The organism is Aurantimonas sp. 22II-16-19i, assembly GCF_002088275.1.
Lineage (GTDB): Bacteria > Pseudomonadota > Alphaproteobacteria > Rhizobiales > Rhizobiaceae > Jiella.
In genome coordinates, this window is the sequence record NZ_AQQS01000027.1 from 18,148 (window position 1) to 41,866 (window position 23,719).

General features: G+C 69.0%; 19 protein-coding genes. 9 read left to right on the top strand and 10 right to left on the bottom strand.

Features of this window, described 5'->3' with window-relative positions:
* Positions 1–105: 105 nt before the first annotated feature.
* Genes ATO4_RS18935 through moaB form a run of 3 tightly spaced genes read left to right on the top strand, consistent with a single transcriptional unit; the run spans position 106 to position 3,592 of the window.
* Positions 106–2,025, top strand: coding sequence for a tetratricopeptide repeat protein (locus tag ATO4_RS18935; RefSeq protein WP_245308832.1), 1,920 nt, complete (start codon positions 106–108; stop codon positions 2,023–2,025).
* Positions 2,026–2,072: 47 nt separating this feature from the next.
* Entirely contained in the window at positions 2,073–3,044 is a 972-nt protein-coding gene (locus tag ATO4_RS18940) for a 4-(cytidine 5'-diphospho)-2-C-methyl-D-erythritol kinase (protein WP_083593107.1), read from the top strand.
* Positions 3,041–3,592 (top strand): molybdenum cofactor biosynthesis protein B, encoded by a 552-nt coding sequence (gene moaB, locus ATO4_RS18945; RefSeq protein WP_083593108.1) that lies wholly within the window; start codon positions 3,041–3,043, stop codon positions 3,590–3,592. The genes ATO4_RS18940 and moaB overlap by 4 nt, the downstream gene beginning before the upstream one ends.
* Positions 3,593–3,607: 15 nt before the next feature.
* Here the strand turns inward: moaB and ATO4_RS18950 are convergent, their stop codons facing one another.
* The 3 genes from ATO4_RS18950 to ATO4_RS27815 form a co-directional block, all read right to left on the bottom strand.
* Positions 3,608–6,166: a M23 family metallopeptidase gene (locus ATO4_RS18950; RefSeq protein WP_083593109.1), complete on the bottom strand. Its 2,559-nt coding sequence runs from the start codon at positions 6,164–6,166 to the stop codon at positions 3,608–3,610.
* An 84-nt stretch (positions 6,167–6,250) separates the two neighbouring features.
* Positions 6,251–7,672 (bottom strand): XRE family transcriptional regulator, encoded by a 1,422-nt coding sequence (locus ATO4_RS18955; RefSeq protein WP_083593110.1) that lies wholly within the window; start codon positions 7,670–7,672, stop codon positions 6,251–6,253.
* A 226-nt stretch (positions 7,673–7,898) separates the two neighbouring features.
* Entirely contained in the window at positions 7,899–8,039 is a 141-nt protein-coding gene (locus ATO4_RS27815) for a hypothetical protein (protein WP_176223056.1), read from the bottom strand.
* Between the two features lie 428 nt (positions 8,040–8,467).
* Here ATO4_RS27815 and aceA point away from each other — a divergent pair, with 428 nt between their 5' ends.
* Both aceA and ATO4_RS18965 read left to right on the top strand, forming a co-directional pair.
* Positions 8,468–9,775 carry an isocitrate lyase gene (gene aceA, locus ATO4_RS18960; protein ID WP_083593111.1) on the top strand — a complete coding sequence of 436 codons (1,308 nt, stop codon included), beginning with the start codon at positions 8,468–8,470 and terminating at the stop codon, positions 9,773–9,775.
* A gap of 256 nt (positions 9,776–10,031) precedes the next feature.
* Positions 10,032–10,289, top strand: coding sequence for a hypothetical protein (locus ATO4_RS18965; protein ID WP_083593112.1), 258 nt, complete (start codon positions 10,032–10,034; stop codon positions 10,287–10,289).
* A gap of 102 nt (positions 10,290–10,391) precedes the next feature.
* On the opposite strand, the gene ATO4_RS18970 is transcribed toward ATO4_RS18965, so the two are convergent.
* Positions 10,392–11,243, bottom strand: coding sequence for a sulfotransferase (locus ATO4_RS18970; RefSeq protein WP_083593113.1), 852 nt, complete (start codon positions 11,241–11,243; stop codon positions 10,392–10,394).
* A gap of 263 nt (positions 11,244–11,506) precedes the next feature.
* On the opposite strand from ATO4_RS18970, the gene ATO4_RS18975 reads away from it, so the two are divergent.
* Positions 11,507–13,054, top strand: coding sequence for an SH3 domain-containing protein (locus ATO4_RS18975; RefSeq protein WP_083593114.1), 1,548 nt, complete (start codon positions 11,507–11,509; stop codon positions 13,052–13,054).
* A gap of 149 nt (positions 13,055–13,203) precedes the next feature.
* On the opposite strand, the gene irrA is transcribed toward ATO4_RS18975, so the two are convergent.
* Together irrA and ATO4_RS18985 are read right to left on the bottom strand one after the other, a co-directional pair.
* Entirely contained in the window at positions 13,204–13,653 is a 450-nt protein-coding gene (gene irrA, locus ATO4_RS18980; RefSeq protein ID WP_083593115.1) for an iron response transcriptional regulator IrrA, read from the bottom strand.
* Between the two features lie 164 nt (positions 13,654–13,817).
* Positions 13,818–14,282: a hypothetical protein gene (locus tag ATO4_RS18985; RefSeq protein WP_139802551.1), complete on the bottom strand. Its 465-nt coding sequence runs from the start codon at positions 14,280–14,282 to the stop codon at positions 13,818–13,820.
* A gap of 285 nt (positions 14,283–14,567) precedes the next feature.
* Between ATO4_RS18985 and fabA the strand changes: the two genes are divergently transcribed.
* From fabA to fabI, 3 genes are all read left to right on the top strand, one after another.
* Positions 14,568–15,095, top strand: a complete 528-nt coding sequence (gene fabA / locus ATO4_RS18990) for a 3-hydroxyacyl-[acyl-carrier-protein] dehydratase FabA (protein WP_083593117.1) — start codon at positions 14,568–14,570, stop codon at positions 15,093–15,095.
* A gap of 134 nt (positions 15,096–15,229) precedes the next feature.
* On the top strand, positions 15,230–16,459 hold the full coding sequence (gene fabB / locus ATO4_RS18995; protein WP_083593118.1) for a beta-ketoacyl-ACP synthase I: 1,230 nt from the start codon (positions 15,230–15,232) through the stop codon (positions 16,457–16,459).
* A 17-nt stretch (positions 16,460–16,476) separates the two neighbouring features.
* On the top strand, positions 16,477–17,319 hold the full coding sequence (gene fabI / locus ATO4_RS19000; protein WP_083593119.1) for an enoyl-ACP reductase FabI: 843 nt from the start codon (positions 16,477–16,479) through the stop codon (positions 17,317–17,319).
* 125 nt (positions 17,320–17,444) lie between these two features.
* On the opposite strand, the gene ATO4_RS19005 is transcribed toward fabI, so the two are convergent.
* From ATO4_RS19005 to ATO4_RS19020, 4 genes are all read right to left on the bottom strand, one after another.
* Positions 17,445–18,203, bottom strand: coding sequence for a Bax inhibitor-1/YccA family protein (locus tag ATO4_RS19005; RefSeq protein WP_083593120.1), 759 nt, complete (start codon positions 18,201–18,203; stop codon positions 17,445–17,447).
* A gap of 195 nt (positions 18,204–18,398) precedes the next feature.
* On the bottom strand, positions 18,399–20,150 hold the full coding sequence (locus ATO4_RS19010; RefSeq protein ID WP_139802552.1) for a hypothetical protein: 1,752 nt from the start codon (positions 20,148–20,150) through the stop codon (positions 18,399–18,401).
* A gap of 174 nt (positions 20,151–20,324) precedes the next feature.
* A complete protein-coding gene (locus ATO4_RS19015; protein ID WP_083593122.1) occupies positions 20,325–22,922 on the bottom strand; it encodes an ABC transporter permease in 2,598 nt (865 codons plus the stop codon).
* Positions 22,919–23,680 carry an ABC transporter ATP-binding protein gene (locus ATO4_RS19020; RefSeq protein ID WP_083593123.1) on the bottom strand — a complete coding sequence of 254 codons (762 nt, stop codon included), beginning with the start codon at positions 23,678–23,680 and terminating at the stop codon, positions 22,919–22,921. The genes ATO4_RS19015 and ATO4_RS19020 overlap by 4 nt, the downstream gene beginning before the upstream one ends.
* Positions 23,681–23,719: the final 39 nt, after the last annotated feature.

A 23,719-nucleotide genomic window follows, 5' to 3' on the forward strand; every position in this document is an offset into this window, starting at 1 on the left:
TTCACCTCGCCGGAACATGTCGGCACGCGCCACGGGATCGAAGCCCCCTGCCGGGCGCGCTCGCAAGGACAACCGCACCGGCCCTGCCGGAGGAAAGGAACGCTCGTGACGCTTTCGCGCCTCTTCACAACCGTCTCGGCATCCGTGCTGATCACGCTCGCTGGCGCCGGCACGGCACTGTCCGCCGGACAGGATGCGGCGGCGACGCCCGGCCGCCCGCCCGTCGCGGTCGCCGGTTCCCTCTCCGGCGCCTATCTCGCCGCCAAGACGGCCCAGGCCAACGGCGACCTCAAGACCGCCACCGACTTCTACACCCAGGCGCTGTCCATCGATCCGACCTCGGAGACGCTGCAGCAGGACGCGATGTTCGCCTATCTGGCGGACGGTCGGTTCATCGACGGCGTCGACATCGCGGCCAAGCTGCGCGACGACGCGACCGTCTCCAAGGTCGCGCGGATCACGCTCGGGGTCGACGCCCTGCGCAAGGGCGACTTCGAGGCCGCGATCGCCGAATTCGACATCGTCAATCCGAGCGACCTCGACGCGCTCCTGCTTTCTCATCTGACGGCCTGGGCGGAGATCGGCGCCGGCCGCGTCGACGAGGGCCTGTCGCGCATCGACCAGACCCAGGGCACGCCCTGGTACGGCATCTTCAACGACTACCAGAAGGGCCTCCTCGCCTCGCTCAGCGGCCGGCCGCAGGTCGCCCGCCGGGCCTACGAGGCGGTCGTCGACGACCAGACGCTCGCCCGCACCTCGCCCGACGCCTATCTCGGCGCCGCCGACGCGCTCGCCCGGCTGGAATCGCGCGAGGGCAAAAAGGACGCCGCGCTGAAGGCCGTCGATGCGGGCCTCGCCATCGCGCCCAACTACACGCCGCTGCAGTTCCTGCGGGACCGGATCGATCGCGGCGAGACCATCGAGCCGGCCGTCGCATCGGTGCAGGAGGGCGCCGCCGAGACGCTCTACGTCCTCGGCCAGGCGATCAACCGCGGCGACGGCCGCGACGTGGCGCTCCTGTATTTCCAGCTCGCCCGGGCGCTGGCGCCGCGCAATCCGGCGCTGCTGACGGCGCTCGCCGGCATTGCCGAGCAGGCCGAGCAGCTCGACCTCGCCATCGCCTACTACCGGGAAGTGCCAGAGAACTCCGCTTTCCGCCGCACCGCCGACCTGCAGATCGGCCTCGACCTCTGGTATGCCGAGCGCAAGGAAGAGGCCAAGACGCACCTCGAGCGGGCCGTTCGCGACTATCCGGAGGACGTGCGCGCCCACACCGCGCTCGCCGACGTCCTGTCGGCCAACAAGGAATATGCCGCAGCGTCCGAGCAGCTGGATCTGGCGATCGAGCTCGCCAAGGCCGACGATGCCGAGACCTGGAACCTCTATTACCAGCGCGGCATCGCCTTCGAGCGCCAGAAGCTCTGGGACAAGGCCGAGCCGGACTTCAAGAAGGCGCTGGAGCTCTCCCCGGACCAGCCGCAGGTCCTGAACTACCTCGGCTATTCCTGGGTCGACATGAACAGGAACCTCGACGAGGGCCTCGACATGATCAAGCGGGCGGTCGATCTGCGCCCGAACGACGGCTACATCATCGACAGCCTGGGCTGGGCCTATTTCCGGCTCGGCCGCTACGAGGACGCCGTGGAGCAGCTCGAGCGGGCGGTGCTGATCACGCCGATGGATCCGACCATCAACGACCATCTCGGCGACGCCTACTGGCATGTCGGCCGCCGCCGCGAGGCGAGGTTCCAGTGGCAGCGGGCCCTCGTCGCCAAGCCGGAACCCGAGGCCGAACAGCGCAAGGCCATCGAGGCGAAGCTCAAGGACGGCCTCGACGATCCCTCGGCGGCGACCATCAAGGCCGACGCCGGCACCGACGCCGCGCAGCCGGCGATGGGTGACGAGACCCCGGCCGAAAGCCCCGCCGAGGCGCCGGAAGCGGATGCCCCCGAGGCGCCGACGGATGCGGACCCGGCAGCCGCGCCGGCGACCGGACCGGACGCCGGGCCGGCGCCGGCCAACTGACGACCGGTTCGTCGACGACGACGGCAACTGACGGGGTAGCCAGCGCAATGGACGCCGTGATCCTGCCGCCCGGGCCGCGCTTTGCCGCCGCCAAGGTCAATCTCGCGCTCCATGTCGTCGGCCGCCGCGACGACGGCTACCACCTGCTCGAAAGCCTCGTCGTCTTCGACGACATCGCCGGAGACACCGTCACGGCCACCCCGCGCGCCAGCGGGAACGACGGCGAGAGTGACGGCGACGGCGCGGCCGCCGGCGGCCGCGTCGACCGGTTGCGCGTCGAGGGGCGCTTCGCTTCGGCCGTTCCGGCGGGCGGCGACAACATCCTCTTCGCCGCCGCGGCGCTCGCCCGCGAGATCCTGCAGGACTTCGGCCGCAGCCTTCCGCTCCTGGAGATCCACCTGACGAAGAACCTGCCCGTCGCCGCCGGCATCGGCGGCGGTTCGGCGGATGCGGCGGCGCTCATCGACCTCGTCTCCACCGATATGCCAGAAGATGCGCGCGCCGCGCTCGCCGCCGCCGCCATCCGCCTCGGCGCCGACGTGCCGATGTGCCTTGCGGGCCAGCCGGCCCGCATCACCGGCATCGGCGAGACGATCGAGCCGGTCGCCGCCATGCCGAAGCTCGCCATGCTGCTGGTCAATCCGGGCATCGCGGTGGAGACCGCCGCGGTCTTCCGCATGCTGGCGCGGCGCGACAATCCGCCGATGCCGTCGCTGCCGGCCGCGGGCTTCGCGTCGGTGGGCGACCTCGTCGCGTTCCTCTCCGAATGCCGCAACGATCTCGCCCTGGCCGCCGGCTCGCTCGCCCCCGGCATCGAGATGGCGCGCGGCCGGCTGATCGAGGCCGGCGCGCTGTTTGCCCGCATGTCCGGCTCGGGCGCGACGGTGTTCGGCCTGTTTGCCGACGACGATGCCGCATTGCGGGCCGCCCGGTCGATCCGCGAACACCATCCGCGCTGGTGGCTGTCGCACAGCTCCATGATGCAAGGGGGGCCCACGATGCAAGGAAGCCGATCATGAGCCAGAGCGAACGCAGCTTCGTGCCCCTGTCGATCGCCGTCCTGACGGTGTCGGACACCCGCAGCCTGGCCGACGACCGGTCCGGCGACACGCTCGCGGGGCGGCTCGGCGAGGCGGGCCACCACCTCGCCGACCGCCAGATCGTCACCGACGACGTCGACGCAATCCGCGCCGTCGTCGGGGCCTGGTGCAGGCGGCCGGACGTGGACGTCGTCATCACCACCGGCGGCACCGGCTTCACCGGCCGCGACGTGACGCCGGAGGCGCTGGAACCGCTGTTCGAAAAGCGGATGGACGGCTTTTCGGCGATCTTCCACCGCATCTCGTATGAGAAGATCGGCGTGTCGACGATCCAGTCCCGGGCCACCGGCGGCGTCATCGACGCGACCTTCGTCTTCGTCCTGCCGGGATCACCCGGGGCCTGCCGCGACGGCTGGGACCACATCCTGAAGGACCAGCTCGACTATCGCCATCGCCCCTGCAACTTCGTCGAGATCATGCCGCGGCTGGACGAGCATCTGCGCCGGGGCGCCGGCCGCAGCGCCTGATCGGCGGCGTCCCCGTCAGGGCGAAGCGCCGTTCGCCGCAAAGAGGCCGAGCACCGCCTCGCGATAGGCGACGAAGGCCGGATCCGGCCCTTGCGGCGGCGCGGGCCGGACGGCCGGAGCCCCGGGGACCGTGACGTTTTCCGCCCGAACCGGCGCCCGGCCGCGGCGCCGCGCCGAACTCATCTTCCGCTCCGCCCAGTCGACGACGTAGCGCACTTTCTGGCCGGCGAGGAACGGGTTCGCCCGGATCACTCCGGCGCCGACGACGTCGACGACATCAGCGTCGGGATCGGCGGCCAGCACCGTCGCGGCCCCCTCCATGCCGAGGAAATGCGCAAGATAGAGCCGCCCGGCGGTGATCGCGTGGCCGCGCCGCAGGAGATACGCCTCGCCCTCCCGGGCAAGGTTGCGGATCATCTCGCGCGACAGGGTCGGGTCGTAGCGCAGATCGAGGATCTCGCGCTCCGACAGGCCGCTCGACAGATCCGGCCGATAGGTGCGGATCATCCGCAGCCAGGTGGAGGAGATGAACTGGCCGAGCCCCGTCGCGCTCGACAGGGGGTTCTTGGCGCGGGCATTGCCGCCGCTCTCCACCCGGACGATCCAGCCGACCAGCTGGTCCACCGCCCCGTCGCCCGAGCCGGCCGGCGCCGGATCGGCATCGGCAGTGCGCAGCGGCGAGGCGCGCGCGTCGCGGGACATCGGATCGACCGCCTCACCGCCCTCATGCAGTTCGAAGTGCAGATGCGGCCCCGTCGACAGACCGGTGGTGCCGACATGGCCGACCGGCTCGCCCGCCGCGATCGCCCGCCCCCGCCTTGCCCCCGGCGCGAAGCGGCTGAGATGGGCGTAGAGGGTCTCGCGTCCGCCGCCGTGGTCGATCCGCACGACATTGCCGTAGCCCTTGCCGTCGCCGGCATGGACGATCGTCCCGGCGAAGGCGGCGCGGACCTCGGCGCCGACGGGCGCCGCCCAGTCGACCCCCTTGTGGATGCGCACGGTCCGCAGGATCGGATGGCGCCGCGGCCCGAAGGTCGAGGTCAAGACGCCTTCCACCGGCACGATCATGCCCCTCGGGCCACCGCCGCCGCCGGCGCCACCGCCCGCAGGCGCGCCGCCGTTGCCGGATGACGCCGAGCCCGCCTCGTCGAAGCAGGCCGGCGTCTCGCCCGCCGATCGGAACACGAAGCAGGCGAGCGGCGCATCCCGGCGGTGGAGCGCGGCATAGCGCACCCTGCCCGCTGCGCCGTTGCCCTCGCCCTCGCCCTCGCCCATGCCCTTGTCGTCGTCTTCGCCCTTGCCGGCCGTCCCGCTTCCCGCCGCGTCGTAGAGCAGCTCGAGGCGATCCTCCGGCGTCGCGATGGCGTCGAGGTCATGGCGCCTCGACAGGAGCATGATGGCCTCGCCGACCACCTCCATCGGGACGCCGTTGCGCGGCGCCGTGGAATAGAGCGCGTCGAGCAGCCGGAACTGCCGCGTCTCCGCCTGCGGCGGCTCCGACAGGGCAAGACGCGCGTCGGCGGCGAAGGGATCGGCGCCGAGGACGAATGCGCCTTCGTCGTCGAGAGCGAGCGTGCTGCGATAGGTCTCGCCGCTCGACAGCGACAGCTGGGCGACCGCGAGCCTAGCCTCCTGGCTGCGACGCAAGCCGCGAATGGCGAGGACGTCGCCGGCGGCCAGATCCGCGGTGCCGATGAGTTGCACGGCCGCGGCCGCGGCCGCGGCGGCGTCCGCCTCGTCGAACCCGTGCTCGGCGAGCGAAGCTGCGAGCGAAGCGGGCGCGAGGATGCGCAGGGCGACATCCTCGGTGGCGGCGAAGCGCTCCTCCTCCGGGCGCAGCCGGGCGATGCTGGTATTGTCCTCGATCCGGGTCTTCTCGAAGACCGGCAGCGGCGCTTCCCCGGCGTCGATCGTCTCGCCCCAGCCGGCGCCCTCGGCATCCTCGATGCCGGTGCCGGGATCGTCCGGCTCGGCCGCGAGCCCCGTATCGGCAAAGGGCACCGCTTCTGCCGGAGGCACGGCGGCGGTCATCTCTGCCGCTGCCGCGGCTTCGGGAATGGCGGCCGGGCCGGCCCCGCGCTGGGCCTGGAAGAAGGCGAAATCGGCCTGGCTCGACGGGATCTCGACCACCAGGCTCTGGCTGGTGCTGACCATGCGGTCGGAGAGCAGCACCAGCTCTTGCGCCGCGATGCTCTCCTCGAGAGCCGGCGGCCGGTCGATGCGCCGCAGCTTCGAGGATGGGCCGCCGGCCCCGCCCAGCGTCACGATCAGCGGATCGCCGGGCAGGTCGAGCATCACCGGCCGGGCCAACGCCGCCTCGCCGGGGTCAGCCCCGAACCCGGCCGCCACGGCCTCGTCCTCCGGCACGGCGACCAGCTCGGCATCGATCGGGATCGGCGCCTCGCCCGGCAGGAGCGTCAGCACGGCCGCAACGGCGGAGAGCGCGGCAGCGAGCCCGCCGGCGAGGACGCGCTGGCGCAACCGTCGTCCGGCGCGCTGTCTGTTCCGGCCGATCCGCTCGGTCCGGAAGGCCGGATCGATCCGGTGGGTGTCGGCTTCGTCGCCAGCCGCCATCGTCGCCGCCTCGAGGGAAGAGGCGGCATGCTAGCCCAGGACGATCCTGTATTCTACCTGGGATTGATTAATTACAATTTCTGCTTACTGGAAGTCGAAGGCGGAAAGCCCGGTGACCATCTCGTCGAGGCCGAGCGGGCGGGTCAAAGGCGGTTCGGCCCGGGCGAGACAGCCCTGCCGCTCGCACAGCCGGCAGGCCGGGCCGATCTTCACCGTCGACGGCTTCTCGCCGATGTGCCGGCCATAGACCGTCTCGTCCTTGAAGCCGATGTCGCAGCCGATCAGGATCGCGGTGCGCCGCGGCCGCTCCTCGAAGCCGCCGGACAGGCCTTCCAGCGTGCGGGCGACGAGCAGGAACTCGGCCCCGTCCGGCATCTCCGCCCGCTCGACCAGGATCTGGCCCGGCTGGGCGAAGGCCGCGTGGATCGGCAGCTTCGGGCAGCCGCCGCCGAAGCGCTGCAGCGGAAAGCCGCGGGCGCCCGCCCGGCGGAACCGGTTGCCGGCATTGTCGATCTCCAGCATGAAGAAGGGCACCCCCGGCGCGCCCTGCCGCTGCAGCATGGTCAGCCGGTTCGCCGCCTGCTCGAAGGAGACCTGGAACCGGCCCTTCAACACGTCGATGTCGTAGGCGGCGCGTTCCGCCGCGCTCTGGAAAGCGCCATAGGGCATCATCAGCGCGTGGGCGGCATAGCGCAGGAGCTCGAAGCGCGCGAGACGGCGCGCCTCGTCGCTCGCGAAGCTGAAGGTGCGGCTCTCCGCCTCGATCACCTCGCCCATGGCGAGCTGGCAGACCTCCATGGCGGTCTCGCGGGCCCGGTCGGCGGTCGACAGGCGCTCGGAGAGGAACAGCCGGCGGGAGTGGCGATCGAAGCGGCGGCGCCACAGCGGCATGGTCGCCAGCGGCAGGACCCGCACCGACACCTCGTGCTCCTTGCGCAGCCAGGCGCGCATGGCACCGAAGAGATCGTCGCCGGCCGAAAGCAGGCCATGCAGCGCCTCGGCCGCCGTCTCGATAGCGGCAAAGAAGTTCGGCCGGGTCTCGAACACCTCGTGCACCTCGTCGATCGGCAGGCGGGCGCCCGCCGAGCCGAGCATCCGCCCCTCCCGCGCGAGCAGCTGCGACAGGTCGCTGAGACGGGTCTGCTGCTCGCGATAGGCGCGGTAGAGCTTGGCGACGCCCGCCGCGGCGTTGGGCGCGGCATCGGCGAGTTCGACGAGCTCCTGGTCGCCGGCAAGTTCGCCGGCAAGCAGCGGATCGGAGAAGATCGCCTTCAGCTCGGAGAACACGCCCTGCTGGCGCCCGGCCTGCAGGTCGGCGAGATCGACCTGATAGGTCTCCGACAGCTTCAGGAGGAGCTGGACGGTCAGCGGGCGCTGGTTGCGCTCGATGAGGTTCAGATAGGACGGCGAAATCCCCAGTTCCTCGGCCATCGCCGTCTGGGTCAGGGCGAGGCCGTTGCGGATGCGGCGGATGCGCGGCCCGGCGAAGATCTTGTTGTCGGCCACGCCTAGCGCCCTCCCTCGACATGATTGCGGGCGAGAGGAGCTGCCGGCAGGGACGCCGGCTGCGGATGAAGCCTCGAGCCGGCGAAAGCGGCCTGCCGAGACCGCCCGTCCTTCCGGGCGAGGCCACGGCGACCGAGCCCCTCGCAGCGCTCCGCGTCCGCCGCGCACTCAGCGCGGCAGGCGCGCGCAAGGCGCCGGAAGACCGCCCGCAGCTCGCCCTCCGCCGTCAGACCGCCAGCGGGCCGCGGCTCTTGCGGGCGCAGGCCGGGCCTGGTCCGCGCATGTAGTGGCGCTCCGGCCGATAGCTCGGGCGGAAGAACTCGGTGACTGTCCGGATCATGGACATGATGAGATTCGTGCCTGTCATGACACCCTCGACGGTTTCGTTCCTCCACCTCCCAATGGAAGCACGAGACTAATTCCCGAAGCTTGATGAACTGCGAATGAATTGAGGCGGTTACATGCATTCTGGGACCATCCGACCAGCCGTTCGTCGCCCCGCCGCATGATTCCGCTTCGGGTGTGCCCGGTGTGCCACGCCCGCTGCCGCTGCCGCGCCGGCATCCGTCCTCACCAGCCAGGCGGAGATGCCGGCGCCGCAGATTTACATTCTTGACAAAATTACAATCCGGTCCTGTCAAACGCAAGACATCCCGACCCGAAATCGGCCGCCCCCGAGCGCCCGCTCTCTTCGCATTCCGCGGCATAACTGACAGATATTGCGGCGACCGACACGGCCGACCGGCGAACGCAGCCGGGAACCGTCAGTGACAATCGCAGAGCGGAGAGCATGCCATGACCGACTTTTACAACCTCGTCCCCTCGGCTCCGGAAGGACGCTTCGACGACATCGACCGCCCCTATGGCGTCGAGGACGTGAAGCGCCTGCGCGGCTCGGTGCAGATCCGCTACACCCTCGCCGAGAATGGCGCGAACCGGCTGTGGCAGCTGATTCATTCTGAAGATTTCGTCAACTCGCTCGGCGCCATGACCGGCAACCAGGCGATGCAGCAGGTTCGGGCCGGGCTGAAGGCGATCTACCTGTCGGGCTGGCAGGTGGCGGCCGACTCCAACACCGCCTCGGCGATGTATCCGGACCAGTCCCTCTACCCCGCCAATGCCGGGCCGGAGCTCTGCCGGCGCATCAACCGCACCCTGCAGCGGGCCGACCAGATCGAGCAGGCGGAAGGCAACGGTCTGTCGGTCGAGACCTGGTTCGCCCCGATCGTCGCCGACGCCGAGGCCGGCTTCGGCGGACCGCTCAACGCCTTCGAGCTGATGAAGGCCTATATCGAGGCGGGCGCCGCGGGCGTCCATTTCGAGGACCAGCTGGCGTCGGAAAAGAAGTGCGGCCATCTCGGCGGCAAGGTGCTGATCCCGACCCAGGCGCATATCCGCAACCTCACCGCCGCGCGCCTCGCCGCCGACGTGATGGGCGTTCCGACCCTCGTCGTCGCCCGCACCGACGCCGAAGCCGCCAAGCTTCTGACGTCCGACATCGACGAGCGCGACCAGCCCTTCGTCGACTATGACGCCGGCCGCACGGCCGAAGGCTTCTACCGGGTGAAGAACGGCCTCGAGCCCTGCATCGCAAGGGCCATCGCCTACGCGCCCCACTCCGACCTGATCTGGTGCGAAACCTCCAAGCCCGATCTCGACCAGGCACGGCGCTTCGCCGAGGCGGTCAAGAAGGAGCATCCGAACCAGCTCCTCGCCTACAACTGCTCGCCGTCCTTCAACTGGAAAAAGAACCTTGACGATGCGACGATCGCGAGATTCCAGCGCGAACTCGGCGCGATGGGCTACAAGTTCCAGTTCATCACGCTGGCCGGCTTCCACCAGCTGAACTACGGCATGTTCGAGCTCGCCCGCGGCTACAAGGAGCGGCAGATGGCCGCCTATTCGGAGCTGCAGGAGGCCGAATTCGGCGCCGAGGTGAACGGCTATACCGCCACCAAGCACCAGCGCGAGGTCGGCACCGGCTATTTCGACGCCGTCTCCATGGCGATCACCGGCGGGCTTTCCTCGACGACGGCCATGGGCGAATCCACCGAGAGCGCCCAGTTCAAGAAGGAGACGCCGCTCCACGTCGCGGCGGAGTGAGCTTCGGCCGGCCAGTTGGCCAGCCATGCGGCCGGCTGCATCGCCCCGAAACCGAGATTTTCTCTCGGCCGAGCGGTGCGCCACCGCGACGAACGGAGCTTTGCTCGCGCGTCCCGCCGGATGCCTCGAGCAGAGCTCCCGGGGCCGGGCCACCGGGAGGGTTCGCCCGGCCCCCAGACGTCATCCGCCGCAAAGCGGCACATCGGATCGGGGCGCTTCGGCCGAGGGCCGGCTCCGGTAGCAAGGGAGAAGTCTCATGAGTGCAGTCGCCAACGAAGATCGCCCCCGCACCCGCGTCAAGGAGCGGGCGGAGGAACAGTCCTCCTCGATGGACGAGGCGCAGCAGAGCGCGATCCGCATGCTCGCCAACGATCTCCATCGCCTCAACCAGTCGGTGATGAAGGCCGTCGAGGCCGGCGTCTCGGTCGAACTCGTGCGCTCCGCCCGCCACCATGGCGGCAACGGCAACTGGGGCGACCTGCTCATCCCGGTCGTGCTGAAGAGCGGCGACTGAGGCTTTCAGTGTCATGAAAAAGCAACGGGCGGCCGAGACTCGGCCGCCCGTCATGCCATGTCAGCGGAAACGGGGCGGCTGCGATGCTGCCCCAGACAGTTCCTACCAGGACTTCGGCAGGGTCATTCCGGCGTCCCGGAGCTCCGTCCCGATCCGCCTGGCGTCCTTGGCGAACATGTCGACGAACCAGCCGGGCATCTTGCCGGCGCGGGTCTCGTTGACCCGCTGGCCGAGGAGATCGGCCGGATAGTTGTGATGGGCGACGCCGAGGAAGCGCTCCATGTCGCGCACGAAGGCGGCGGGATCGGCCTGCATCTCCTCGTAGAAGACGAGCTTCAGATCGGCCGGGTCGAGGCCGGCCTTCATCCGCCGCACGATCGCGCCGTATTCGGCGTGGCGCCACTCGCCCTCGGGGCGCAGCATCGCCTCGGCGTCACGCGGCCCGAGTTCATCGAAGGGACGGCCGTCGCCGGCCAGCTGGTGCTTGAAGCGCATCTGCGACCACAGCCGGTCGATCGGCTCGCGCATCACGAAGGACACCTTGAGATTGCCCGTCTTGGTCCGGATCTCCCGCCACCCGGCCTCGCTCACCTGGCAGGTCAGGTTGCTGAAATCCGCCGACCAGCGCGAGCCGGCCGCCCGGAACAGGCGCGAATACCAGGCATCGTCGATCGGATCCGACAGGTAGTCGGCCGTCCACAGGAGCCGCGATCGCACGCCGACCAGCTGGGAGTGTTCGGGGTCGATCCTCGTATGGGCGATCGCCCGGCTGAGCCGGTGACCAGGGCCCAGCGGCGACGGTCCGTGCGCATAGCGATGCGCGAAGTAGTGGAGCTCCTTCTCCGGCGGGAAATAGATCTCCGGATGGCTGCGGAAGACCCGGTACATCCAGGTGGTACCGGCCTTCATCGCCCCTGCGCCGAGGAACAGCTTATCCGGCAGGACCGTCTTCATCGCGGCATGTCCTCATTGATTGCGTCGCGGCGCACCATTCACGAGCGCCCGATCCGGATCAAGCGCCCGTCGGTCGAAATCATCGACGGCCCGGCAAAAAAGTCCGGCGGCGGGTGGCGGCGGAGTACCCGCGCAGCGCGGTTGCCGGCTTGGCCGCTTGACTTTGCGTCATGCCACGGCTCGACTGCCGGGCCACACAGCCGCCAAACCCGGCAGAGCGCGCGCAACGGCTGGTCTCTTCGCCGTCAGGATCTCCATCGACGATGTTCGCCAGTTCTTCCCGCTCGCACCGGATCCAGCCTCGCCGCCGTCTCGCGGCTTTCGCCGCTGCAGCCGTCATCCGCATCGCGGCCGCCGGCTCTGCCCTGGCCGCGGCACTCGCACCGCCGGCGTCGCTCGCCGCCGAGGTGACGGTGCGGCCGGACCTCTATTCTCGCACGAACGGGCTGAAGCGGCTGTTTCCGCCCCGCTCGCTCGCCGGCACCGAGGGCGTCAAGGCGGCGGACAGCGACGCATATACCAGCCTCGAGGCCTTTCCGGCCAACCCCGATGGGGGAACCAACCCCGCCGTCCTGCGCATCGAGGGTGCGATCGAGAAGGGCGATGCGGAGAAGGTGAAGCGGGCGCTGGAGGACTGGACGTACTACCCGCTGGTGGTCTCCTTCGACAGCCCCGGCGGCGTCTTCGCCGAGGCCTTCCGCATCGCCGAGGCGCTTCGTTACGACATCGAGGGCCAGGACCCGCGGATCGCGGGGCTGATCGTTCTTGCCGGCGACGAATGCCTCTCGGCCTGCGCCGTCGCCTTCGCCGCATCGGTCGACCGCGTCCATACGGACACCGGCGACAATCGGTTCATCCAGCGCGGCGGCAGGCTCGGCTTCCACATGCCCTACATTCCGGACGGGGCCGACACGAGCGGCGCCGGCGCGCGCGACATGCTCGGCCTCGGCTACGACGTCGCCGCCGAGATGGTCGGGCTCCTTCAGGACAGCGCCAATCCGCCGGAGCTTTTCCTGCGCATGCTGCGCCACCGCACGGCGACGTCCTTCTATGTGCTCGAATCGGACCTGGAAGCCTGGCGCATGGGCTTCACGCCGGTCACAGCGGCCGGCGAGGTCAGCGAGATCGGGCCGGCCGGCCTCGACACCGATGCCATCGGGATGCTGTGCAATCTCGGCCTTGCCGCCGGCCCGATCCGGATGAGCGGCGCGGAAGACGAGTTCACCAATTTCCAGCCCATCCTCTCCGAAGGCGCAAGCAGCGCCGACCTGCCCCTCCTGACCCAGCTGATGAGCGCCGGCGACAGGTCCTTCGACATCACCGGCGGCTGGTTCTCCTGCCAGGTCCGCGTCGACGACGCGTCTCGGGTGGGCATCGGGATCTGGCGCGGCAATGCCGGCTGCGAGGGGGCCAGCGACAAGGAGCCGGGCGCGATCTGCGCCGCGCCGCCGACCGCCGTCGACACGGTCAGCAACTTCTTCCTCGCCGAGGCCTATTCCTGCCGCGACAATGCGATCCTGCCAGAAACCTTCACGGAGGACACTCGGCCGAAGATCAAGCGGGACGTCTATCTGCGCGACGCCCCCGGCAGGAACGGCCAGGTGGTGACGACGCTCAGTGCCGGCAGCGAGATCACGGTGACGGGCTGCCGGGTGACGGCGGACGACCAGGGCGTCTGGTACGCCGTCAGCCGGGCCGGCACCAGGGGCTGGGTCTCGGCCCGGTTCGTCGGAGGCCACGCCGAGACATTTGCCGATCGCGGCGAGCGCTTTGCCATCGACCCGCCCGAGGACGAGGCGGCGCAGCAATAGGCCGGCAGTTCCAGACTTCGAGTTGGCGGGGCCGCCCCCCGGACCGGACAAAAAAAAGCGCCCGATGATCGCTCATCAGGCGCCGCTCCGCATTCATCTGTCAGCCGGCGCCGTTCAGCGGCCGCGGCACGACGCTTGAGGCACGACGCTCAGTGCGCGTCGTTTCGGCTGGCGCCGCTCTTGCGGCGCACGCGCACGACGACGTCGACATTGACGATCTCCATCCCTTCCGGCGGCTCGGGAAGCTCGTTGAGCTTCAGCGTCCCGAGGGGGATGTCGACCATCTCGTTTTCGTCTTCGATGAAGAAGTGGTGATGATCGGAGGTGTTGGTGTCGAAATAGGTCCGCTGGCCCTCGGCCGAGAGCGGGCGCACGAGCCCGGCGTCGGTGAACTGGTGCAGCGTGTTGTAGACGGTCGCCAGCGACACCGTCTCACCGGCCTTCTGCGCCTCCTCGTAGAGCTCCTCGGCGGAGAGATGCCGATCGCCGGAGCCGAACATGAGGTTGCACAGGGCGACCCGCTGCCGGGTCGGCCTGAGGCCCACCGAGCGAAGCCGCTCGAATACACAAAAGCTCTGATTCCGCGTCCGGTTTTCCATCGCTGAAAACGCCACTGCCCGTCTTTTCGTTGTCGTCGCACATCGAGGGTGCGCTCGGTCCATCTTTCCGGCCATAGCACAGAGTCATGAGGCGCGCATCAAAAATTGGCGATATTGCTGACAATCTGCATCAGCTTTCCAGAGTGCCGTCGGCAGTTCCCGCGTCAGCCGGGACAACCCGGCGACTGGCCGAGGGCATCGAGCGCCTTCGCCGAGCCCGACAGCGGCAGCTCGTAGCGCCCCGCCGGGGTCGCGACCTCCGCCGTCCTGCCCCGCCGCAGGGCATCCACCAGGCTCTCCGCCTCAAAGCCCGAGAGCGTCGCCGTCAGGGCCGAACCGGGCGCGCCCGGGCGCTGGCCTGCCCGTGCGCGGAAGCGGCGGGCCGTCCCGTCTATGGTCACCACGACGGAGTGGAGCGTTCCCGTCTCCAGGCGCGCGGGAAAGCCGAAGACGCTGAGCGACAGGCCCTGCGGCCCGCAGCCGACGGCAAGGCCGTTCAATCCGCCATCCACCCACAGCCCCGCCTCGCCGGCGACGAAGCGCCACCCCGCCGCCTCGACCGGGACGACCGCCATGGCCAGCCCGAGCGAGACGCCGGCGGCAAGAAGGGCCCGAGATCGCATTTCCATTCCTCCTCCTGTCGCATCGCCCGTTCCGAGGCGGGCAAGTGGTGCGCCCCGTCATCGTCATCCAGCGAGGGACAGGCCTTTAAATGCGCCATGCGCTGCCACATCTGCCCCGACGAACGGCCATTCCGCGTTGGCGGGGGCAGATTGCTGTGGCTTTGGCATCCGGGCGGGGCGATCGATCGCGACGACTTCCGGTTTTCACCCACGCAGCGACCATGCTAAGGCCGCAACGGAGGCTCGCCGAACCGTGGCGGGACCGATGGACAGGGCGGACACTCGAGACCCATGACAGCGCGCAAATCCTCTTTCGACTACGACGATCTTCTCGCCCATGGTCGCGGCGAGCTGTTCGGTGCCGGCAATGCCCAGCTGCCGCTCCCACCCATGCTGATGTTCGATCGCATCACCCGTGTCGACGAGACCGGTGGCGAGAACGGCAAGGGCATGATCACCGCGGAACTCGACGTCAATCCCGAGCTCTGGTTCTTCCAGTGCCACTTCAAGGGCGATCCGGTGATGCCCGGCTGCCTCGGCCTCGACGCCCTCTGGCAGCTGACGGGCTTCTTCCTGACCTGGCTCGGCGAGATCGGCCGGGGACGGGCGCTGGGCGTCGGCGAGGTCAAGTTCACCGGCCAGGTGACGCCGCAGGTCAAACTCGTCGAATACGGCGTCGAATTCCGGCGCGTGATGCGCTCCAAGCTGAAGCTCGGCATCGCCAATGGCTGGGTCAAGGCCGACGGCGAGATCATCTACCGGGCGAGCGACCTCAGGGTCGGACTGTTCAGCGACGAGGTCGCGCTTCCCGGCGCGTGACGAGATCCGGGAGCGGGCGCCCTCCGGTTGAGGTGCGATCGCTCTATTGTATTGCGCGAGCATGATGGGTACCTCCACGAACCGGTGCCGGGCGTTCCGGATCATGTTCCAGAAGACAGGAGAGGACGCACGCGATGAGACGGGTCGTCGTCACGGGGATGGGGATCGTATCGCCCATCGGAAACGATGTCGAAGAGGTCGCAAGCTCCCTGAAGGCAGCGCGATCGGGCATTTCCTTTGCGCCCGAATACAAGGAACTGGGCTTCCGCAGCCACGTCCACGGCAAGCCCACGCTTGATCCGGCGACGGTGCTCGATCGCCGGGCGATGCGCTTCCACGGCGGCGGGACCGCCTGGAACCACGTCGCCATGAACCAGGCGATCGCCGATGCGGGCCTCAGCGAGGCGGAGATCTCCAACGAGCGGACCGGCATCATCATGGGCTCGGGCGGCTCATCGACGATCTCGATCGTCCAGGCGGCCGACATCACCCGCGAGAAGGGGCCGAAGCGCATCGGCCCGACGGTGGTGCCGAAGGCGATGTCCTCGACGGCCTCGGCGACGCTCGCGACCTGGTTCAAGATCAAGGGCGTCAACTATTCGATCTCCTCCGCCTGCTCCACCTCGAGCCACTGCATCGGCAACGCCGCCGAGCAGATCATGCTCGGAAAGCAGGACATGATCTTCGCCGGCGGCTGCGAGGACCTCAACTGGTCGCTGTCGAACCTCTTCGACGCCATGGGCGCCCTCTCCTCGGCCTTCAACGAGACCCCCGAGGTCGCCTCGCGGGCCTATGACAAGAACCGCGACGGCTTCGTCATCGCGGGCGGGGCCGGCGTCGTCGTGCTCGAGGACTACGAGAAGGCGAAGGCCCGGGGCGCGAAGATCTATGCCGAGATCGTCGGCTATGGCGCGACCTCGGACGGCGCCGACATGGTCGCCCCCTCCGGCGAGGGCGCGGTGCGCTGCATGCGCCAGGCGCTCGCCGGCTTCTCCGGCACGCTGGACGGCCAGGTCGACTACATCAATCCCCATGCGACCGCGACCGAGGTCGGCGACCGGATGGAGATGATGGCGATCCGCCAGGTGTTCGGCGAGGCGATCCCGCCGATCTCCGCCACCAAGTCGCTGACCGGCCACAGCCAGGGGGCGACCGGCGTTCACGAGGCGATCTATTCGCTCATCATGATGCGGGACCGCTTCATCGCCAAGAGCGCCCACATCGACGAGCTGGACGAGGAATTCGTCGGCGCGCCGATCGTGCAGGAGCGTCGCGACGACGTCCAGCTCGACCGCGTCCTGTCCAATTCCTTCGGCTTCGGCGGCACCAATGCCTGCCTGGTCTTCCAGCGCATCCTCGAATGACGAAGAGAGAGACCGCCATGGGCGATCTGATGCAAGGCAAGCGCGGGCTCGTCATGGGCGTCGCCAATCACAATTCCATCGCCTGGGGGGCCGCCAAGGCCCTCTCCGCCCAGGGCGCGGAAATCGCCCTGACCTATCAGGGCGACGCGTTCGGACGGCGGGTCAAGCCGCTCGCCGAGGAGATCGGCTCCAAGCTGGTCATCCCCTGCGACGTCGAGGACACGGCCTCCCTCGACCAGGTCTTCGCGACGCTGAAGGAGGCATGGGGCTCGATCGACTTCGTGCTCCACGCCATCGCCTTCTCCGACAAGAGCGAGCTGAAGGGCCTCTATGCCGACACCACCCGGGAGAACTTCACCCGGACGATGGTGATCTCCTGCTTCTCCTTCACCGAGGTGGCCAAGCGCGCCGCCGCGATGATGGAGAACGGCGGCTCGATGGTGACGATGACCTATGGCGGCGCCGTCCGGGTCATGCCGAACTACAACGTCATGGGCGTCGCCAAGGCGGCGCTCGAGGCGTCGGTGCGCTATCTCGCCGCCGATTTCGGGCCCCGCAACATCCGCGTCAACGCGGTGTCGGCCGGCCCGGTCCGCACGCTGGCCGGCGCCGGCGTCTCGGATGCGCGGCTGATGTTCAACTACCAGCGCCGCAACGCGCCGATGCGCCGCAACACCACCATCGAGGAGGTCGGCGGCGCCTGCCTCTACCTGATGTCGGAGCTCGCCAACGGCGTCACCGGCGAGATCCACTATGTGGATTCCGGCTACAACATCATGTCGATGCCGGCCCTCGACGAGTTGAAGGCGCAGGAACAGCGCAAGGTGATGGTCGAGGGCGTGGATCCGATCGACGGCTGATCCCGGGCGGCGCTCGCGCGGCTCCAGCGCCTGACGCCGGCCACCGCATTGGGAACAGGCATCGAGACAAACAAAAAGGGCGGCCCGCCGGGCCGCCCTTCTTTCGTTTCCGTCCTCAGCCGCTCTTAGTTGCGGTTGCCGAAGAGCTGCAGCAGGAAGAGGAACATGTTGAGGAAGTCGAGGTAGAGGCGCAGCGCGCCGATCACGGCCTTGCGGCCCATGACGGCCGAGCCGTCGCCCTCGTAGTACATTTCCTTGATCTGCTGCGTGTCGTAGGCGGTCAGGCCCGCGAAGACCAGGACGCCGATCACCGAGATCGCGAAGGTCAGCGCCGGCGAGGCGAGGAAGATGTTCACGATCATCGCGATGACGATGCCGATCACGCCCATGAACAGGAACGAACCCCAGCCCGAGATGTCGCGCTTCGTCGTGTAGCCCCAGAGCGACAGCGCGCCGAAGGAGGCAGCGGTGATGAAGAACACCTGGGTGATGGATTCCTGCGTGTAGACGAGGAAGATCGTCGACAGCGACAGGCCGACCATCGCCGCATAGGCCCAGAAGGTCGCCTGCGCGGCCGCAACGCTCATCTTGTGGACGCGGAACGACAGGAAGAACACCATCGCCAGCGGCGCCAGCATCAGCACCCAGCGCAGGGGCGAGTTGAAGACGACGTTGCCCAGTTCGGTCAGGCCGACGACATCGCCCGCGCCGTTGGTGACGACGGAGAACGAGTAGAGCACGTAAGCTGCGACGCCGGTCAGCGCGAGGCCGCCCGCCATCAGATTGTAGACCTTCAGCATGTAGCTGCGAAGGCCCTGGTCGATGTCAGTCCGGGTACCGGCAGCGGGTACGGACCGCACACTGGCATTCCGATAATCAGCCATGAAGCGAATTCCTTTTCTGCGTGTCCCGTCCGGTGTCCGCGCCCGCAACTTTCGCGGCAGGCGTGGAGGCGCCGCTGGCGGGACGCCCAGCAGTCCTGCGCTCAATATGCGGATTGCCGTTTTGCCGCACAAGAGCGAGCGTGTCGGTTCGGCGGGATTTCGAAGCTTTCGCCGCTGAATTCGCCGTGAGCTTCGTTAACGAATTCCAACCGCTGCAAGTGTCGAGGAAACCTCGGCCTCGCCGCCGGGAGGAGAGCGCCCGTTCGCCGGGTCCGGCCTGACGAACCCATCCCAGCAGGGCGACAGCGCGATCGTCCGGCGACCGGCGAGACCCGCGGCGTAGATGGCGCGGATCCGGCGGTTCGCCACCGTCTCGATGCATCGTGGCCAGAGGACCAGATCCGTCTCCTCCAGCGACCTCGTCGTGCGTGCATCCAGTGGCGGGATCGTGCGGAACGGGTCGGCGCCGATCGACACGTAGCGCGGCGCCCTGCGCTCCAGAAGATAGGGAAACGGGTTGACGAAGTTGAGGCTGAGGATCGTCTCGAAGCGGGTGCCGGTCCTTGCCTCGTATGCCTCGATCGCCGAGACCCCCTCGGCCACCGCCGCGAGCCAGGCAATCTGGAACTCCGGCTCGTTGTACATGATGTAGCTCGGCAGCCGGCCGCGATCGGCCGCCAGGGCATAATAGGCTGGAAACGCGACGGCCAGCTCGCGCATCAGGCGCGCCCTCTCGAAGCTCTCAGGATGCTGGCTCACCGCCGCGATCGGCCCCAGCGCCGGCGCCACCATGCGCTCGTAGCGAAGCTGGGCGACATAGCTGCGCATCGCGCGGCCCGCGACGCTTTCGGCGGCTGGCACCAGCGCCGCCACGGCGATGACCCAGAGGAGGAGCTGTCGGCGTCCCCGTGCGAGCGCGGGGTCGGTGAGGCAGCGGATGACCGGCGGCCACAGGAAGATGAAGGCCTGGCCGCCCCAGTTCTCGCTCTCGAAGAGCGTTCCTGCGGCGATGGCGACGAGGATCCATGCCGAATGCGTGTCGAAGACGGCCGACAGTCCGGCGCGATCCACCTTGAGAAACGCGGCGGCCTTCAAGCCGGCGAGGATCCCGCGGCGCTCCAGGACCAGCAGCACCGCGGCGAGAAGCAGCGCGAGGACGATCTGGCCGAGATGGATCGACACGCCCCGCAGGAGCGAGAACACCATCGACCCGTCATTCAGCTCGACCAGACGGACGATGTCGCGAAGATACGCGCCGACCACTCCGTTCCAGGCTTCGAGGCCGGCGACGACGACCCCGAACGCGGCCAGCACCGCGAGGAGCTGGCGCGCGGTGAGCCGGCCCGACAGCCATGCCAGCGCAACCAGTGGCAGGGCGACGAGAAAGCCGGTGATCTTGATCAGGAACAGGGCGAGGAGGCAGCCGGCGACGCTGACCACGCGGACCCAGCGCGCCTCGACCAAGAGGAGCGCCGAAAGGAGGAGATAGAGGAGCTGCGCCGGCTGCCGGTTGTAGATCCCGAAGCCGTCCGCGCCGGGATAGGGGTAGTGCTGCTCCACGTTGAAGGGAAGGACCGAGAACATCAGGAACGGCACGGCGAGGGCGAGCGCGACCCAGCCGTTGCGACGTGCCACGTCATGGACGACCAGGGCCATCAGGGGCCCGGTCACGATCAGCAGCATGAAGGACGCGGCATAGAGCCCCTGCGCCTGCGGAAACACCTTCAGAACCGCGTAGAAGAGCCAGTAGCCCAGCGGCCCGCCGGGGGACATGAAGTCGACGCTGGGGGTCTGGCCGGCGGCGATGCGTGCCGCGCCGTCATAGTAGATCAGCGTGTCCCAGTAGAACGGGCCGACCGGCACCGACAGCGGCAGGGCGAGAAGCAGGAAGACGCCGGCGACGACCGTCAGGAACAGGATGGGCGCTGCGAGGGCACGAACGGACATGACGATCCCGGGAGGCTGGACGAGGCGGCGATCGCCGCCCGCCAAGCTCGCGGCTCGGGCTGAAATTTCCGTTAAGTCAGAAGGCGCCCGGTTCCGGCAGACCGTCCCCGTCTGACGCCCGTCGGCGCCGATCGCCGTCGAAGCCATTGCCTCGGCGGCCGAGCTTTCACCCCGCTACAGGTTCCGCAGCACCGGCGCCGCCTTCTGGCCGAGGATGCGCCAGGTGCCGGCAAGGCCGAAGCCCACCGTCAGCACCAGCGAGACGATCAGCGTCGTCAGCGCCACGGTCCAGTCGAAGATGAAGGGCAGCATCATGATCTGGTCGACGACGAACCAGGAGGCCGCAGCGCCCGCCGCGACGGCGAAGACGCCGGTGGCCAGGCCGAGCAGCAGGTACTCCGTCGCGAAGGCCTGGATCAGCGTGATCCGCGTCGCCCCGAGGGTCTTCAGGACGACGGCGTCGTGCATCCGGCCGCGATTGCCGGCGGCGAGCGCCCCCGCCAGCACCAGCACCGAGGAGACCAGCGCCACCGCCGCAGCCACCCGGATCGCCAGCGCCAGCTGGGCGATCAGCGCGTTGACGGCGTCGAGCGCCTCCTTGACGCGCACACTCGTCACCGCCGGGAAGGCGTTGGTGATGCCGTTCACGACCGCCTTTTCGGCCGCTTCCGTGTCGTTGTCGATGGACAGCGTCGCAAGCCACGCATGGGGCGCCCCGGCAAAGGCGTTGGGCGAGAACACCATGACGAAGTTGATGCCGAGGTTTTCCCACTCGATCTGCCGGAAGTTCGCGATCTTCGCGGTTATGTTCCGGCCCAGCACGTTGACCGTCAGCGTGTCGCCGATCTTGAGGCCGAGCTCGCCGCCCTCCTCGGCCGCAAACGAGACCAGCGGCTCGCCGGAATAGTCCTCCGGCCACCATTCGCCCTCGCTGAGCGAGGAGTTCTCCGGCACGGTCGGCGAATAGGTGATGCCGCGGTCGCCGCGCAGCACCCAGCCGCCCTCGGCCGGGATCGTCATCGTGGCGACATCCTGGCCGTTCAGCCGGGTGATCCGCCCGCGCAGCATCGGCGCGGCGTCGAGGGTCGAGCCGGGCGCCAGCTCCGCCACCTTTGCCCGGAACTGATCGATCTGGCTGCTCTGGATGTCGATGAAGAAGAAGTCCGGCGCCCGGCTGGCGAGCCCGGTGCCGACCTCGCGGCGCAGGTCGTAGTCGATGATGGCGAGGGTGACGAGCAGCGTCAGGCCGAGGCCGAGGGAGAGGACGACGGAGGGCGTCAGCGCGCCGGGACGATGGATGTTGCCGATGGCGAGGCGCAGCGGCGTCGAGCGCACCCGCGGTGAGCGCCGCGCCAGCGCGGCGATCCCGGTGGCGACGACGCGCAGGATGACGAAGGCCGCCGCCGTGCCGCCGAGGAAGATCAGCGCGACCTTCCTGTCGCTGGCCATGGCGATGGCGAGGCCGGAGATCATCAAAGCGAGCACCACCGAGGCGCCGAGATAGAACCAGCGCATCGGCACGCTGCCGCTGCCTCCCGCCTCGCGGAACAGCGCCGTCGCCGGAACGTCGCGGGTCCGCCCGAGCGGGATCAGCGCGAAGGCGAGCGACGTCAGGATGCCGAACAGCGCAGCGACCAGCAAGGCGCCCGGATAGAACGAGGCATCCGCCGCGACGGGGATGATGCTCTCCAGGAAGCGCGCGGTGACGAAGGGCGCGATGATGCCGAGGACGAGACCGAGGACGATGCCGACGCTGCTGAGCGCCATGATCTGGATGAGATAGACCGCGACGACGAAGCGGCCGCTCGCCCCGAGACTCTTGAAGGTCGCGATCACGTGGCGCTTGGAATCGAGATAGGCCCGGACCGCATTGGCGACGCCGACGCCGCCGACGATGAGGGCGGTGAGGCCGACGAGCGTCAGGAATTGCGAGAAGCGTTCGATGTTGTTCTGCAGGGAGGGCGAGGCATCCTTGGCTGTGCGCACGCGAAATCCCGACTGGGGAAAGCGTTCGTTCGCCTCGGCAGCGAGCGCCTCGGCATTCGCGCCGGGCGGCAGCTTCACCTTGTAGTTATAGGAAATGAGGCTGCCCGGCTGGACGAGGCCGGTGGCCGCCAGCGCTTCTTCCGAGATCATCAGGCGCGGCGCGAAGGCGAGGCCCTCCGACAAAAGGTCGGGCTCGCGGTCGATGATGCCGGTCAGCGTCAGGGTGAGATCGCCGAGCCTGACCTTGTCGCCGGGCCGGGCGCCGAGACGATCATAGAGCCCTTCGACCGCCACGGCGCCGTAGCCGTCCGGCGTCTCGGCGAGGAGATCGGCGAGCGGCTGCTGCGGCGTCGTCTCCATGCGGCCGTAGAGCGGATAGGCGCCGTCGACCGGCTTCACCTCGGCCAGCGCCTGGTCGCTGCCGTCTGGCAGCCGCACCATCGAGCGCAGCGACTGGGTCTCGGAGACCTCGCCGAGACCGCTCAGATAGCCGAGCTCCTCCGGCGTCGCCTCACGCTGGACCAGCGCGAAGCGCAGGTCGCCGCCGAGGATCGCCTTGCCCTCCCGCGCGATGCCATCGGACATCATGCCGGCGACGGAGTTCACCGCCGCGATCGCCCCGACGCCGAGGGTGATGCAGGCGAGGAAGATGTAGAAGCCCGACAGCCCGCCGCGCATCTCGCGCAGCGCGAAGCGCAGGGCCAGCCGGAGCCGCGCCCGGTGGCCGAGCGCATCCTGCCTTTCCCGGTGGCGGGCCCGGGCGATGTCTTCGGTGGCGACGGTCATCGCGCCGCCTGCGCGGCGGCGTTCGCCCCGTCCGGCGTGGCCGTCGCCGGCCCCCTCGCCTCGCCATGGCCGTCGTCGCGCAGGCCGTCGTCATGGATGATGCCAGAGCGGACGGCGATGGTCCGGCCGCAGCGTCCCGCCAGCGCCGGATCATGGGTGACGAGAACCAGCGTCATCTGCCGGCGCGCCTGCTCGGCGAACAACAGGTCGGCGACCTGGCGGCCGGTCTCCTGGTCGAGATTGCCGGTCGGCTCGTCGGCGATGAGGATGGCGGGTTCGGGCGCCAGCGCCCGCGCCATGGCGACGCGCTGCTGTTCGCCGCCGGAGAGTTCGCCCGGATAGTGGCCGGCGCGGTCCTTGAGCCCGACATTGGCGAGTTCGCGCCCGGCGCGCTCGAAGGCGTCGCCCGCCCCCGCCAGTTCCAGCGGCACGGCGACGTTCTCCAGCGCCGTCATGTTCGGGATCAGATGGAACGACTGGAACACGATGCCGACATTGCGGCCGCGAAAGGCGGCGAGACCGTCCTCGTTCATGTCGCCGAGGGCGGTGCCGGCGATCTCGACGAGGCCCTCGTCGGCCCGCTCCAGCCCGGCGAGGACCATGAGGAGCGTCGACTTGCCCGAACCCGACGGCCCGACGATGCCGACCGATTCGCCGCGATCGACGTGCAGGTCGATGCCCTTCAGCACATGGACGGTGCTGCGACCGCTGCCGAGGGTGAGTTGAACATTTCGTAATCGGATCGCCGCTTCCGCCAAGATGGTCGCTTCCTATGTCAGGATCAGTGAATTCTGCGG